Origin of the sequence: Marinilactibacillus kalidii (assembly GCF_017599325.1) — a bacterium.
In the GTDB taxonomy this organism is placed as follows: domain Bacteria; phylum Bacillota; class Bacilli; order Lactobacillales; family Carnobacteriaceae_A; genus Marinilactibacillus; species Marinilactibacillus kalidii.
This window is the reverse complement of the sequence record NZ_JAGFVM010000030.1, coordinates 66,791-83,173: the sequence shown is the minus strand read 5'-3', so window position 1 is coordinate 83,173 and position 16,383 is coordinate 66,791. Positions and strand designations below refer to the sequence as shown.

General features: G+C 37.0%; 11 protein-coding genes. 9 read left to right on the top strand and 2 right to left on the bottom strand.

Annotated elements, in window-relative coordinates; genetic code table 11:
- Positions 1-48 precede the first annotated feature (48 nt).
- Positions 49-393 (top strand): hypothetical protein, encoded by a 345-nt coding sequence (locus J5J05_RS07225; protein ID WP_208560011.1) that lies wholly within the window; start codon positions 49-51, stop codon positions 391-393.
- Positions 394-732: 339 nt separating this feature from the next.
- On the opposite strand, the gene J5J05_RS07220 is transcribed toward J5J05_RS07225, so the two are convergent.
- Complete coding sequence (locus J5J05_RS07220) at positions 733-1,623, bottom strand: SDR family oxidoreductase (protein ID WP_208560010.1); 891 nt, start codon at positions 1,621-1,623, stop codon at positions 733-735.
- 513 nt (positions 1,624-2,136) lie between these two features.
- On the opposite strand from J5J05_RS07220, the gene J5J05_RS07215 reads away from it, so the two are divergent.
- The 3 genes from J5J05_RS07215 to J5J05_RS07205 are packed head-to-tail and all read left to right on the top strand — an operon-like array spanning position 2,137 to position 5,764.
- The gene (locus tag J5J05_RS07215) at positions 2,137-4,071 is read left to right on the top strand and encodes an Ig-like domain-containing protein (RefSeq protein ID WP_208560009.1); all 1,935 of its coding nucleotides are present in this window, start codon (positions 2,137-2,139) and stop codon (positions 4,069-4,071) included.
- A gap of 48 nt (positions 4,072-4,119) precedes the next feature.
- Entirely contained in the window at positions 4,120-4,731 is a 612-nt protein-coding gene (locus J5J05_RS07210) for a WxL domain-containing protein (RefSeq protein WP_208560008.1), read from the top strand.
- Positions 4,724-5,764, top strand: coding sequence for a WxLIP family cell surface protein (locus J5J05_RS07205; RefSeq protein WP_208560007.1), 1,041 nt, complete (start codon positions 4,724-4,726; stop codon positions 5,762-5,764). Before J5J05_RS07210 ends, J5J05_RS07205 begins: the two co-directional genes overlap by 8 nt.
- 57 nt (positions 5,765-5,821) lie before the next feature.
- Here J5J05_RS07205 and J5J05_RS07200 read toward each other — a convergent pair whose 3' ends face one another.
- Positions 5,822-7,624 carry a DUF4153 domain-containing protein gene (locus tag J5J05_RS07200; RefSeq protein ID WP_208560006.1) on the bottom strand — a complete coding sequence of 601 codons (1,803 nt, stop codon included), beginning with the start codon at positions 7,622-7,624 and terminating at the stop codon, positions 5,822-5,824.
- A 260-nt stretch (positions 7,625-7,884) separates the two neighbouring features.
- Here J5J05_RS07200 and lacZ point away from each other — a divergent pair, with 260 nt between their 5' ends.
- From lacZ to J5J05_RS07175, 5 genes are all read left to right on the top strand, one after another.
- A complete protein-coding gene (gene lacZ / locus J5J05_RS07195) occupies positions 7,885-10,947 on the top strand; it encodes a beta-galactosidase, LacZ type (RefSeq protein ID WP_208560005.1) in 3,063 nt (1,020 codons plus the stop codon).
- 30 nt (positions 10,948-10,977) lie between these two features.
- Positions 10,978-12,279 (top strand): ABC transporter substrate-binding protein, encoded by a 1,302-nt coding sequence (locus J5J05_RS07190; protein ID WP_208560004.1) that lies wholly within the window; start codon positions 10,978-10,980, stop codon positions 12,277-12,279.
- 79 nt (positions 12,280-12,358) lie between these two features.
- A complete protein-coding gene (locus J5J05_RS07185) occupies positions 12,359-13,267 on the top strand; it encodes a carbohydrate ABC transporter permease (RefSeq protein ID WP_208560003.1) in 909 nt (302 codons plus the stop codon).
- On the top strand, positions 13,264-14,097 hold the full coding sequence (locus tag J5J05_RS07180) for a carbohydrate ABC transporter permease (protein WP_244244658.1): 834 nt from the start codon (positions 13,264-13,266) through the stop codon (positions 14,095-14,097). Before J5J05_RS07185 ends, J5J05_RS07180 begins: the two co-directional genes overlap by 4 nt.
- Positions 14,098-14,110: 13 nt before the next feature.
- Positions 14,111-16,306, top strand: coding sequence for an alpha-galactosidase (locus tag J5J05_RS07175; protein WP_244244657.1), 2,196 nt, complete (start codon positions 14,111-14,113; stop codon positions 16,304-16,306).
- Positions 16,307-16,383: the final 77 nt, after the last annotated feature.

The window sequence follows — 16,383 nt, the reverse complement described above, 5'->3', positions numbered from 1 at the left end:
TTTACATTTAACTTAGGAACTGAAAATAAACAGTTAGGGGTGTTTCAAATGATTATCAGTTTTATTATTTTCTCAACCATCATGACGATTTTTTATGTGTTTGCTCTTTTTAAAATGTGGAAGGATGATATTGGAAACAGATTTATAAGAATTTTTATTATTAGTGAAATTGCTTTGCGATACTCAGAAAAAAGTACAGGAGTAGTTAAAAAGCAGATTAAGGGGTTAATAACGATTGGAACGATTCTTCAATTAATCGTCATCTGGTTGTATGTTTCAATAGTCTTATTAGAACCTTCACCATATTCATTATTAACATTACTGGCCGTTTTTTTAATTCCATTGATTATATCTATACTGGCTAAGATGATATTCAAGCGTTCTGAACTTTAAGAAGTGGCTTGTACAAAAGTCCCAAACGCAGTTTTGGTCGGTTTTTATAATGTTCGACGGTTGCGTTCAAAATTTATGGAGTGTCAAAGTGGCTTTCGTACGCATCACTCCAATCTCTTCGACTTTATAGTATAGATCTAGCATAGAAAATAAAATGAATCTGATCTTCACGTTGAATAATTCATTAAACACAATAAAAATTAAGAAGAAAAAATCCTTGAACAATAAAAGCCCCTTAGAACATTGTCAAAAGACAATTCTAAGGGGCTTCTTTGTAGTTGAATTTTTTAAGTGACTGATTTCACAGTCAGGGATAGTATAAGTGGTTAGTCTATGATCTTATGATAATGGAATACCACCAGTGATACCATAAATCTGACCAGTCACATAGTTTGCTTTTTCTGAAGCGAGATAAACATACATATCCGCAAGTTCAACTGGTTGGCCTGCACGTTTTAAAGGTGCCTGTTGACCAAACTCTGGAATAGCATCCGCAGGTTGTCCACCTGAAACTTGTAAAGCAGTCCATACTGGACCTGGCGCAATAGAGTTCACTCGAATGCCTTTTGGTGCTAGTTGATCAGCTAAACCGATCGTAAATCCTCTAATAGCATATTTAGTTGAAGCGTAATCCAGTAAGTTAGAAGAAGGCGTATACCCTTGAACTGAAGTGGTCGTAATGATAGAAGCACCTTTTGGTAAATGTTTCAATGCTGCTTGGATAGACCAAAACATTGAATAGATATTGATTTCAAAAGTGCTCGTTAGTTGCTCAGTCGTAATGTCTTCTATATTTGTTACTGCTTGTTGTTTACCTGCGACTAAAGCTAAAACATCAAGCCCGCCTAATGCTTCGACAGCTTTGTCTACCATTCCTTTTGAGAATGATTCACTTCTTAAATCTCCAGGAATCAATACTGCTTTTTTACCCTCAGCTTCAATTAATGCTTTGACTTCATCAGCATCAGGTTGTTCTTCAGGAAGATAGTTAATCGCTACATCAGCACCTTCTCGAGCGTATGCGATTGCTGCGGCACGACCGATTCCAGAGTCACCACCGGTTACCAAGATGCGTTTACCCTTTAATTGGCTAGTACCTACATAAGAAGTCTCGCCACAATCTGGTACGGGATTCATGTCTTTTTGAAGACCTGGTGCTTTTTGCTGCTGTTTAGGAAAATCATCATTGTAATACTGATTTAATGGATTGATATTTTGTTCATTACTCATATTAAAAAATCTCTCCTTTAAGTTTTAAGATATTCATATACTACCTCCCTGATTGAAATTATCCAAATAAAAAGGCTTCCCTGTAAAATTCGATGATCTGCTTAAATTTTTAGCCTATTACGTTTTGAATGAATCGTTTAATTTAATGAGGGAACTAAAGTGGTGAAAATAACCTAGTTTTTTTAAAATGTGATTTTAGTTGGTTCAATCGTTAGTTAGATAATATTATTTATACATATTTTATAATTTGTTATTTTTTTATATTAAGAAATTTAGAATAAAAAAGACAAATAAAGGGTTTTATATCCTGTTTTGATATATAATATGTCACAAATAGTTCATAAAGTTCGATGTTATGATAATGTTATTTATGGTAATGTTTTCTCAGATGAAGAGACGATGTCCGTTGGAAGTTAATAGAAGCGTTATGAATCTATTAGCTCAAGGTTAAAAGCACGTTGAAATGCTTTGGGGGTGTTCAAAATCATTAAGTACAAGCAAGTGGGTATTATGTTGAGCTTAGTTATTCTTCTAATATTACTTGTTCAAGTTGTTTCTCCTGTATTAGCTTCGAGTCTAACAGGTGGAGAAGATGAAGTTGAAGAAAGAGTAGTCACGGAAAACAGAAAGGATGCATCGGATGAAAGTGAACATAGTGAAATTACTGAAGATGAGATAATAGAAGTGAAAGAAACGAATGAGGAAGCTGATGTCGAAATTACTTCTGAGAACGATACAGAAAACGAATTGGAGGAGACAGAAGACGCCAATTTAGATGAGGATGCTAAACTTCCAGTTGAAGAAATCGTTGAGGATGAATTAGAAAAAGAAGTGAGTCCTGAATTGGAGCCACCATCAACTTCGCCTAAAGAGGAAGTGATGGATTCAATTGACTTGGAAGAAATCATTGAGGCAATTGAAGAAGAGGAAGAAACTGCCGAAGGACCAAATAAAGAAGAAAGTGAAGAACCAAATATAAAAGAAAGTGAAGAACCGTTAATCGGTTCAGATGAAGAAACTTCTGATAGTAAAAAAAACTCATTTAGAATCATGGCTGATCCAGTTCCTGAGGCCTCCATATACACTAACGGCACTTTATCAGCAAGCAATACACGTATCAATAATCAGAATAGAGTCACTTTGACCTATACTGGCTCAAGCGCTATAAACCTTAATAGCGTAAGGAATTCTACAATAATATTCGCCATTCCTAAAGCCTTGATGAATAACATTCAAAAAAAAGATGCTACTCATCGTATTGCAGGTTTGCTAGGTACTACATTGACAGGTGGGACTAAGACGTATACAGATGCAGAAGTTAAACTGGATACTGTAAATAATCAAATTTATTTCAATGTAAATTTAGCTGGATTAAACAACTTGTCTTTAATGGGGACATATACGTTTACCGTTAATTTATACTACAATACGTTACCACTAATAAGTAATGGCGTGTATAACTTTCAGGCAGCAGCCATTGCTGGGACTCAATTGGTTCCGATGAGTTCGATAACAGGTGTACGTCCTACCGCAAGTTTTTCTACTGTTAATCCAGTTGTACCACCATTAACTTTTTCTACAACAGTTTTTTCTACAGACAGTTCCATTCGTGGTACAGGTATACCAGGAAATACCGCTAGAATTACAATTAATGGAGAAACATTTACAACGATTATTAGACCAGATGGAACATTCATAGTGGAAGTAGGTGCAAGACCACCGGGAACGATTATTCGCGGTGTTCAAATAATGGATGAAGTGCTCCTAAGTACCGAAACGACGACTACCGTTATAGATCGACCAAATGTACCTGTTATATCGGAGGTTCACAGTAAAGACACAGTGATTCACGGGACTGCCGATCCAAATGTAACGATTCTATTGACGATCAATGGTGAAGTTTTTACGGGCAAAACGCTTAACGATGGGACATTTTTAATTGATACCAGAAAATCATTTCCAGCGGGTACGAACATTACGGCAGTAGCGATCAATAGTCAACAGCACACTAGTTTATCTGGGGGTACAGTTGTCTTAGAAAGTGAATTGAAGCTGATTACAGTTCCAACGGCAATGACATTCGGAAAGCATAAACTAGGAGAGAAAAAAGGCGTCATACCGATTCCTAGTCAAGATTGGGAAATATTAGTCCTCGATACTAGAAGTGTTGGGAGCGGGTGGAAACTAGACGTCCGGTTGGCGCATCCTTTGAGAGGCGAGAAGACTGCTAATGAATTACCTGGAGCACTGGTTTTTATTGATAATCATAATCATACATTGCCATTAACTGAAGAAGCTTTAACGGTTCAAAGTGGTTCAAGTTTAAAAAAAGTTCCAGTAAGTGTATCTTGGCCTGGGAACAAAGGACCTCATCTTAAAATGGTTGAAATTGCTGTAGCTGATACGTATAGCACGAGTATGACATGGACGTTATCAGATACACCTTAACGATGGATTTATATATTAAAAAGGGATATAACTTTAGGAGGAAAAATGATGAAAACTAGTAAAAAGATATTTGGCTTATTGGGAGTAGGATTACTCTTGGCCGCGCAATCTATCCATGCCACTGCAGCAGTAAACGAAGAGGGTACAGCAGGAACAACTGATGTAAACGTTACATTTGAAGGCGGAGATATTTCTTTAGTAAACGTACCAGATCCAATCAACTTTGAGTCATCGACTGTTTCTGTAGATGCTGTAAGTTTAAATGGAACAATAAGTACCGCTGAGTTTGCAGAAAGTTTACAGGTTGACGATGCTAGGGGTACTGGAGCTGGTTGGCAAGTAACTGCTGCGCTATCACCCTTCACAGATGCAGTAACCGCTCAGGAAACATTACAAGGAAGTGTGCTGAATTTTAGCGCACCTACTCCAACAACAAATAATACTCAGACGGTCGCACCTACTACGAATGAGTTCACATTAAACAGCGAAAACAGTGCGACCCCGATCACAGCGAATGAGGGACAAGGTATAGGTAGCTGGTTGTTCAGCTGGAGTGGCGTTGAAGATAATATTACCCTAGATGTACCAGCAGGTGTGGGTTCTTTAGGTGAGCACGCTGCGACAATAACATGGACGTTAGTAGCAGCGCCAAATGAATAAAGTCGTTTTGATAGCTAGATGGCTACTTTTACTTGTAGTTATTTCGTTGATTGGAAGCACTAAGGTTGTTTTTGCTGAAGAAGGTGTTGCTTTTTCTGTGAGAGCTGTATTGCCAGATAATCAGCGCGATTTAAATCAATCATATTTTGATTTAAGAATAGAACCTAGACAAGTTCAAGAAATAGAAACACAGATTGAAAACAGTAGCGATGAGGAAATCGTGGTAGAAGTGCAATTGAATGATGCTACCACAAATAGTAATGGGGTTATTGTGTATGACGATCCAGAGGCTATAGCTGAAGGAGAACATCCTCTAACTTCTATTGCAGAATTAAATGAAAAAGAAATAGCCATCAAGCCTGGCGAAACAGCTTCCGTTTTTACCAACATTAAAGCACCGGAACAGTCATTTGACGGTGTGATTTTAGGCGGTATTCGTTTTCAAGAGAAAAAGCCAGCAACTGTTGAAGGCAATGAAGGGGTCGCGATCATAAACGATTATGCTTATATAATTGGACTGCAGCTATCAGAAAATGATAATGAAATACAACCTTCTGTCGAATTAAAGAGTATCGAACCGGGCTTATCTAATTACCGAACAGCTGTCATTGCTCATTTGCAGAATGTTGAGCCAATGATTTTAAAAGATTTGATGGTATCGGCAGAAGTTTATAAAGGGGATACATTGGTTCACAGTGTGGAACAAGAAGATGTACGGATAGCACCCGAGACATCTATGCCAATCGTTATTGATTGGGAAGATAAAGCAATAGAAGCTGGAGACTATCGGATGGTCATTTCAGCAAAAAATGATTCGGATGAATGGACTTTTGACGAAGATTTTACAATCTCTTCAGAACAAGAAGATGAAGTAAATGAGGAAGCGGTCGTTATCGTTGAAGATGCTAATGATCAGATGAAATTGAATCCTACCTTACTCTACGTAATCATTATCGTACTGTTTATTGCCATCGCTCTTCTAATCGCATATATTTTGAGGATGAGAAGAAGCACTGGAAAACATGCAAAATAAAGAAACTATGCAAACTGTCAAGTATTCGCTTGAACAGTTGCATAGTTTTTTTGCCGTTTATTTTAAATCTATAAATAGATATAGTTGCCCAGTGAAGCTATCATGGTCTTGAATTTCAATTTGCTTGATGACTGTAGTTAATTTAAGCAGACTGTTTTCTTTGGAAAAAGTTAATGCTTCTATTGGTAAATCGCTCGTTGTATCTCGATACTCGTAAGAAGCTTCTAGCAGAAAAGAAAGGTCAAGGGTGATGAGCGGGTCTTCTTTTTCATCGAGTATACTTAGATTAAACAAATCATTACTAGTTGTTACCTTAAGAAGATAATCAGTATCATTTAATTTAATTGGTTGAGTAAGGTTTTCTTCATTTGAATCTGGGGAAATATTTTCAGAAGAAAAAGGAACGATTGTAAATAAATCACTTCCTGAAACATCTAATGATAAAATCACATAATCTTCTAAGCTTAAGCTAGTGTAACTGTAATCATCTATTTCATCTGATTCGTCGTCATTCTCCCAGGCATATTGACTAAAACCAAATAGATTTTTGAATTGTTGGTCGCTATTAGAAAAGTTCGCAGGTAACCAATCTAACGTATCAAGTGCATCCATCTCGTATAGATAACGCATACTATCGATAATGTCTTCACGATCAGTCTTATCGATCACTACATCCTGAACAATATCATTTTCTTTTAGCATGTTATTTGCTGAAAGAATCGATTCGAGTCGATTCTTTTGAGAGTGAACGCCGACAGTTATCGCATCAATCGGCGGTATGATGGATAAATAAGTTAAACCAATAAATAAAACAGGCACGAGCCATTTTTTATTTTCAAAAAAGCTATATAACGCGCTTGATATAATAGAGAACAAGCCGAACATTATGACATAATATCGCCCATGTGTTACACCAAATTGCTGAATCCTAAGAATAGATGCTACTGTTTGAAACGCACTGATAAAGAGTAATAATTTAGGGAAGTAAGATTTAAAATATTTCGTTAAACGATTATTTATATTATGGGCAACAAATAATGTGATGATGCCTACTATTGCATAGCCAATCAGCAGCGGTTCTAATAAATTGTCAGACCAGAACTGTCCTGTTAAATTTGGAAAGATGTACATAATCAAAATAAGCGTATATATACTGAGTAATGGAATAACGATATACGTAATCAAAATCTCTAACAATTTTGGTATAGATAATGCGACGATTTGATCCGCTTTAAGTTTATCGTCGTTTGTTTCATAAAAAGGAAAATAGGATAGAAAGTAGAGTGGTGCGAATAAAGAAAAAATGACTGCAGCAATATCACCAAATAGAACGAAATCAATTTCAGTAATCAAGAATGCATAAGTCGCAACAATCGAGTAAAACCCCAATAGTAAAACGATGGAAAAAAGTAAACTAGTGAAGAAAGCTTTTAAAGCAACCGTAAATACTTGTTCAAACGATAGATTCCTCTTGAAAGAGGGTAACCATACATAAGCTACTATACTAGCAACGATGAATGCACTGGTTCGAATAGAAATAAGGTAATAGTGATCCCAATGTCCCTTTAAAAAAATATAATAATAGCAACCTGTGATAAGTATGGCACCTAAATAAAGTACTAAACGAAAAATGCGTTTATGAATGAAAAATCGCTCGAAAATTGCTTGAGCTAAGCTAGCCAGAATCCCCCCTAAGACCGATGCCAATAGTTCATTTCCTAAAAATGACTGAGTATAAGTGTGATTCATTCTTAATATGAGATAAGTGCTGAAGATAAAAAAGATGAAAGAAAGTGGGTATCGAAGTATGGCATTGAAGAAATTAGTTAATTTTAAAGAGCTTCTTTTGAAAAAAGTCATCAATTACTCCTCCAGTAATCCCTTATTTGTTACTGCTATCATAATGTAAAGTAAGATTTTAAACAATCTATTTCAGTTTTTTGTCGATGGTATCCAAAGTAAAATTTTAGTAAATAAGTAAATTTATTTTGTTAAGCGCTTGCATTTATCTGTAAATTGATATAGAGTAATCGTAGGAAGTAGAAAAAAGACTGTTAAAACAGCAAGCGCGTTCCTTTAAACCAGCTAGTAAACTTTAGTAAAGAAAAGAGGACTGATGAATGAACAAGTACGAACATTATCACGAGCAAGAGACGATTGAGGTAAACCGTAAAGCAGAACATGCATATTTCTTTTCTTATGATACTGTTGATGCCGCGTTAACTTATAATAAAGAATTTTCACAACGGGTGACATCTTTAAATGGGAAGTGGCGATTCAAATTCGCAGATTATCCTGAAGGCATTGAATCAAACTTTTATGAGGATGACTTCGATGATGCACGTTGGGATAAGATTTCTGTTCCATCAAATTGGCAAATGGAAGGATATGAGTATCCTCATTATACCAACGTACAATACCCGTTCCCAGTAGATCCGCCAAAGATTCCATCCAAGAATCCTACAGGCGCATACAGAAAAATGTTTGCCCTTTCAAAACAAGAAGCTTTAGCGTCAACGAGTCTTCGCTTTGAGGGTGTCGATAGCGCTTTTCACTTATGGGTGAATGGTCACTTTGTTGGATATGGTACAGGTAGTCGTACAGCCTCTGAATTTGATGTATCACAGTATATTAAAGAAGGTGAGAATCAACTCGCTGTAAAAGTGTACAAATATAGTGCACAAAGTTATCTTGAAGATCAAGATATGTGGTGGCTCAGTGGTATATTCCGAGATGTTCTTCTAGTTAGTAAACCAACCGTTGCTATTGAAGATATAACCATACAAACAGCATTAGATCAGCATTATAAAGATGCGACACTACATTGTAAAGTGGACCTTAACGCTTTTGAAGAAGGGTACACGATCAAACATATACTTATGAATCAACAAAACGAAGTGATCTTATCGGGTGAGCATCCAGCAAGCCAAGCGTACAAATTGCGTTTAGATATCGAATCACCACGAAAATGGTCTGCGGAAGATCCATACTTGTATCACCTATTACTAGAGTTAAAAGATCCCTCAGGTGGTACCGTAGAAATTATCCCAAATCGAGTTGGTTTTAGAACCATTGAGTTAAAAGATGGCCTGATGTTAATTAATGGTGAGCATATTATTTTCAAAGGTGTTAATAGACATGAATTTCATCCGGAATTAGGAAGAGCCGTTCCTATTGAAACAATGATAGAAGACTTGAACTTGATGAAAGTTCATAATATAAATGCCATACGCACATCTCATTATCCGAGTGATCCGGTGTTTTATGATTTATGCGACGAATATGGATTTTATGTGATTGATGAAACTGATATCGAGACACATGGCTTCGTTTTCGTTGATGACTGGAGTCAATTAAGTAAAGATCCTGCATGGGAAGCAGCGTACGTTGATAGAATCAGGAGAATGATTGAAAGAGACAAAAATCATGCATCTATTGTTATTTGGTCACTTGGAAATGAATCCGGTTTCGGAGGGAATCATCAAGCGATGGCAAATTGGGCGCGCGAGAAAGATCCGACTAGATTGTTACATTATGAAGGCGAAACAAGAGATATCTTGGAGCGCACAAATAATCAACCACAAGAGATCAACCAAACAGCTGATATGTTTTCGACGATGTACACAGATGTTGAGACAATGGAACAACTTGGAAAAAGAACAGAACTAACTCAACCGCACATCTTATGTGAATATGCACATGCGATGGGAAATGGTCCAGGGGCATTCAAAGAGTACGTAGACTTATTTTATCAATATCCGAGACTTCAAGGTGGCTTCGTGTGGGAATGGATCGATCATGGTATAAAAATCGATCGACCAGATGGAAAAGAAGCTTATGCTTACGGCGGAGACTTCGGAGAAACACCGCATGACGGTAATTTTGTTATCGATGGTCTAGTGATGCCTAATCGTCAACCATCACCAGCGCTTATAGAGTACAAGAAAGCTATTGAACCGATACAGGTTAAAGCATCAGATTTGAATGATGGACAAATCAAAATTTTGAATCGTTATGATTTTATTGATCTTTCTCATGTATACGGTATCTGGGAGATTAAAACAGATGGTAAAGTGATTGAATCTGGAGGAATAAACTTAAATGATATTAAAGCCTCTAGTTCAAAGACAATTCAATTACCGATTAATGGTAAAACGGTTATTGAAGACAGTCATTTAACCATTCGTTTTATACAGAAGCAACCGACTCGGTGGGCTGAAGCAGGTCACGAAATTGCATGGGCACAATTTGAAATAGGAGAAGTAAAACGTCAGACAATCAAGGGTGCTGTCCCATCGATTCTTTCAATTAAAGATGAAATAGAAGGTATTCAGATAGATGGTAGACGATTCACTGTTAACCTAAATAAATTTACGGGTAGAATCAGTAAGTATACGGTCTGTGGGGAGACGGTCATCCTAGATGGTCCGAAACATCACTATTGGAGAGCTTTAACAGACAATGATCGCCTTGGAATTGAAGAATTTGGTACATTTCCAGTTGCAGATACTTGGAAAGAAGCAGGCGTTGACCTCATGCAAGAACACGTAGAGAGTGTCAAAATTCTTAGTGAATCCAGTCAATTACCTGTAGAGATAGAAGTAATATCTACACTTGCGCCTGCAGTATATAACTGGGGATTTAATATCAAAACAATTTATCGTATTGATGGAGATGGCAATATCGATGTCCAAGTAAATGCTGATAAATATGGTGAGGGTAGTAAAACGCTTCCTAAGGTTGGCATGCGAATGGCGATCAATTCAGACTTTGAGAAGGTCACTTGGAAAGGGAATGGCCCTGGAGAATCGTACCCAGATGTGCAACTAGCTGCAAAAGTTGATATTTATCATAAGACAGTGGATGATTTGTTTACTCCTTATATCATGCCGCAAGAAAATGGTAATCGATCTCAGACGAGATGGATAGAGATTAAAAATGGCAGAGGAAACGGAATTAGAATCGAAGGGAAGCCATTCAACTTCAGTTTGAGACGATTCTCAACTGAACAGTTGGAACGCAAACAACATCACGTGGAGCTTGAAAAAGAAGGACAACTAGAATTAAATATTGACCACCAACTGAATGGGATCGGGTCAGCAAGTTGCGGGCCGGGTGTCCTTGAACAGTATCAGTTGAAGAATACTTCTTATCAGTACCACTATCAAATTAGTCCATTGTAATTAAAAAAATAGAATATTGGAGGAATACACATGTTTAACAAAAAGACAGCTTTAACTTTAGGTGCTTCAGCTTTGCTAGTATTAACAGCTTGTGGGAATGGAGATAGCGCGAATGAAGGGGAAGAATCCGAAGGCGCAAGTGGAGAACCAAATGAATTAACTGTCTGGACTTGGGATCCTAACTTTAATGTTCGTGCATTAGAAATCGCTGAAGAACACTATAAGCAAGATAATCCGGACTTTGAATTAGAAATCGTGGAAAATTCACAAGATGATGTTATCCAAAAATTGAATACAAGTTTGAGCTCAGGTGTTGAAACCGGTCTACCAAACATTGTGTTCATTGAAGATTATCGTGCGCAAAGTTTCTTAAGCTCTTATCCAGGTTCTTTTGTACCACTAGAAGAATATTATAATACTGATGACTTCGCAGATTACAAAATAAAAGCGGGTACGTACGAAGATGAAGTCTTTAATGTACCATTTGACAGTGGTGTAACGGGTCTCTACGTTAGAACAGATCTTCTTGAAGAAGCTGGGTATACATTAGAGGATGTTACAGACATCACTTGGGATGAGTACGTTGAGATCGGTAAAGATGTAACAGAAAAAACAGGCGTTAAATGGATGACAAATGATCATAATGACTTAGGGATTATTCGTGTCATGATGCAATCCAGTGGCGTTTGGTTGACAGAAGAAGATGGTGAAACACCTTATATTACTGATAATGAATCGTTGAAATTAGGTTTTGAAACATACAAAGAATTGTTTGAGTCTGGTGTTATGAACGTTCACAATGATTGGGATCAATTCTTACAAGCCTTTAATAATGGTGAAGTTGCGACTGTTCCTACTGGTAACTGGATCACGCCTTCAATCACAGCAGAAGATTCTCAATCTGGAGACTGGGCTATCGCACCGATTCCTCGTCAAACGATTGAAGGTTCTGTTAATGCTTCAAACTTAGGTGGTTCTTCTATCTATGTATTGAATATTGACAATAACGAACTAGCTGGAGAATTTCTTGGAGCAACATTCGGATCAGATGTAGATTTCTACCAAGATTTAGCTACTGAAATCAATGCCATTGGTGCATACGAACCAGCAGCTGAAGGAGAAGCTTATCAAGTTGAGAGCGAATTCTTTGGAGGGCAAATGGTCAATAAAAACTTTGCGGAATGGACTCAAGAAATTCCAGAAGTCGAATTTGGTGGAAGCACATACGAAATCGAAGATATTTTAGCAGTATCTTTACAAGATTATCTTAATGGTGCAGATCTAGATGAAGTTTTGGAGAAAGCACAGCAACAAGCTGAATCAGGAATGTAATACAGGGATTATTAAGAGCCAGACTCCTTTCCGTGTATGATGCGAAAGGGGTCTGAATCTTTTTAGAGGAGGAATATTGATGACAGAACAACCTACAGTTAAAAAGAAAAAAGCTGGTAAATTAGAAAGGAAACGTAAAGTCATGAGTTGGGCTTTTGTAATTATTCCAACATTTTTTATCGTCGTCTTTTATTTTTATCCAATGATACAATCGCTTTGGTTGTCACTTCACTCAGGTGCAGGAATTGGATTAGAGTTCGTTGGTATAGACAACTATAAAAGGTTATTTAATGATCAGGCCTTTATAACGGCTGTTAAGAATACCTTTATATTCTTTATTTTCCAAATACCAATTATGATCTTCCTTGCGTTAGTGTTCTCAGTTGTATTAAACAACAAATCATTAAAGTTTAAAGGTCTATTTAGAACATTGGTCTTTTTACCATCTATTACGTCACTTGTTGCATACTCACTGATTTTTAAATATCTATTTGCAAATGGTGGTATCGTCAACCAAGTCTTGATGTTTCTGAATGTGATCAATGATCCCATTTTGTGGTTAGGTGATCCATTCTGGGCTAAAGTATTGATTGTTATTGCTATCACTTGGAGATGGACTGGCTACAATATGATATTCTACTTATCTGCATTACAAAATGTCGATCCTAGTATCTATGAAGCTTCAACGATTGATGGGGCGTCTGTAATCCAACAATTTTTCAAAATCACCATTCCAATGTTACGTCCGGTTATCTTATTTACTTCTATTACATCTACCATCGGAACACTACAATTGTTCGATGAGCCTATGAATTTAACCAGTGGTGGACCGGGTAACGCTACGACTACCATTTCTCAATACATTTACAACTTATCGTTTGAATATACACCAAACTTTGGTTACGCTGCTGCTGTTTCATATAGCATTGTATTCTTTGTTATTATTCTGACTGTTATTCAATTTAGACTGGGGAGAGAGAAAAAATGAAAAACAAACTATTAATGAAAAAGATTTTGATGTACGCATTCATTATTGTCACTTGTGCGATGTTTTTCTTCCCATTTTACTTCTTAATAGTCAGTGTGACGAATGCATCAATTGATGTTACAAGAGGACAACTTTTACCAGGCAAGCAATTTTTTGAAAATTTGAAGACTGTATTTGACACAACAGATATTGTAAACGCGATTGGTAACTCTTCCATTGTTGCGATTGGTCAAACCTTTATTGCCATCTTTATCTCCTCACTAGCGGGATATGGCTTTGAAGTACATCCGACTAAAGGGAAAGAAATCGTCTATACTTTAATACTAGGGTCAATGATGATTCCTTTTGCTGCTCTAATGGTGCCTCTATTCAGATTGTTCGGTGTCATCTCTGGTTTTGCGCCAGGTTTTGGTATCGATACCTTACTGGGGGTTATGCTGCCATATTTCTCTACAGCATTTTTGATTTTCTTCTTTAGACAAAATGCAAAAATGTTCCCTAAAGAACTGTTAGAAGCTGGGAGAATTGATGGATTGTCAGAGATTGGTTTATTTACGAGAGTTTTTATGCCGACTATGAAAACGACTTACGCCGCTGCCGGTATTGTTACCTTCATGAATTCTTGGAATAATTACTTATGGCCGTTAGTTATCCTACAAAATCCAAAAAATTACACGGTCCCACTAGTTATCTCCGCACTTGGATCAAGTTATACACCAGATTACGGCGCAATCATGTTAGCGATTTTGATTACTACTATCCCGACAGCACTAATCTTCTTTTTACTACAAAAATACTTTGTGGCCGGAATGATTGGATCAATCAAGTAAAGGAGCAGATCAATTGCCGATTAAATTTAACGAAAATACACGCGTTTTCAATTTGACAAATGATAGCATTAGTTATCAGATTTCTATTGAAGAGCAGAAGTTTCTTGCGCATCGTTACTTTGGTAAAATGCTGAGAGAGAATACATTTAAAGGGGATTACCCTATTATTGGACGTGCTTTCGGAACAAATCCGATTGATGCACAACAACGGGCCTTTTCTTTAAATCACCAACTACTAGAATACTCTGGAAATGATAATGGAGATTTTAGAGAATCAAGCTATCAGATCACATTTTCTGATGGTTCATATGTCAGTCAATTCAACTATAAAGGACATGAAATCATTCAAGGCAAACCTGATCTAAAAGGCTTACCACAATCGTTCGTTCAAGAGATTGATCAAGCACAAACGCTAAAAATCACTTTAGAAGATAGTGTAAATCAAGTACAAATCATTTTAAACTATTCTATTTTTTCTGATTATAGCGTAATCGTGCGTTCGACTGAGTTTGTCAATTTAAATAAAGAGAGTATTTTTTTAGATAAAGCATTGAGTATGTCGATGGATTTTTCCCATTCGAGATTTGACTTGATCCAGTTATCTGGATCTTGGGCTAGAGAAAGAGAGATGATTCGCCATAAATTGAACAGAGGGGTGACGAAAGTCGATTCCAAAAGAGGGACGACAAGTCATAACTATCAACCTTTTGTAGCCTTGGCTGATCCCGACACCACGGAACATACTGGTGAGGTATACGGTGTCCACTTCGTCTACACAGGAGAATTTGTCAGTAACATTGAAGTTGATGAATACAACCAGACGCGTGTTCAAATGGGTATCAATCCAGAGCACTTTAATTGGGAAGTGAAAGCGGGAGAGACTTTTCAAACACCTGAAACAGTCCTTGTTTATAGTTCGGCTGGCTTAAACGGCATGAGCCAAGAATACCACCGCTTCTATCAAAACCAGCTTATCCGTTCCACGTATAGTAAAGAAGAAAGACCTGTACTCATCAATAACTGGGAAGCTACTTATTTTGATTTCAATGAAAACAAACTCCATGCACTAATTGATGAAGCAGCTTTATCCGGTGTCGAATTATTTGTTTTAGATGACGGATGGTTCGGCAAGCGGGATGATGATACGACTTCCCTTGGTGATTGGAAGGAATATGAGCAGAAGCTACCGAATGGTCTAAAAGGTCTATCTCGTTATGTTCATCAGAAAGGGATGAAGTTCGGCCTCTGGTTTGAACCTGAAATGATTTCTGAAGACAGTGATTTATACCGAGAACATCCTGACTGGATCATCGGTGCGAGAAATAGAAAATCTTCTGTTAGTCGTAATCAATATGTGCTTGATTATAGTCGCGCTGAAGTCAGAGAAAATGTACTGAATCAAATCAGAAAAGTGCTCAATGAAGTACCGATCGATTATATTAAATGGGATTTTAACCGCAATATGTCAGAGATTGGATCTAGAAATGCTTCTGTAAGAGATGGTGAGGTTTTACATCGATATATCCTAGGTCTATATGAAGTCTTAGAGACATTAACGTCTGAATATCCAGATATTTTATGGGAAAGTTGTTCTGGTGGTGGCGGAAGATACGATCCGGGTATGCTTTATTACATGCCTCAAACATGGACGAGTGATAATACAGATGCTGCTTCAAGATTGGAGATTCAGTATGGCACGAGTTTAGTGATGCCAATCAGTAGTATGGGTGCCCATGTTTCTGCAACACCTAACCATCAAGTTGGTCGCTCGATCTCAATGGAAATGAGAGGACACGCAGCCATGGCAGGAAATTTGGGCTATGAACTAGATCTGACTCAATTAACTGATAAAGAAAAAATAGAAATGAAAGATCAAATTCACTGGTATAAAAAACATAGGAAATTAATTCAATACGGTCGCTTTTCAAGATTAATCAGCCCATTTGATAAAAACCATAAAGCCGCATGGATGTTTGCGAGTGAAGATCAAAATCAAGCTGTCTTATTTTTCTATCAAACCATGGCTAGAGCAAATGACTCTTTTGATCAAATCAGAGTTGTTGGATTGAATCCGGATAAGAAATATCTGTTGAGCCATAATGGAGAAACCTACTACGGTGATGAGTTGATGTATAGAGGAATCTATATCAATCATGATTTGCATGGTGATTACCAAAGTAAAATGGTAGAATTAACTGCCGTAGATTAGTTATAAATAACACACCTTCAGTTAAAGTGAAGGTGTGTTATTTGTTTGTGAAAAAATATTTTTGAAAGATCTTTTTT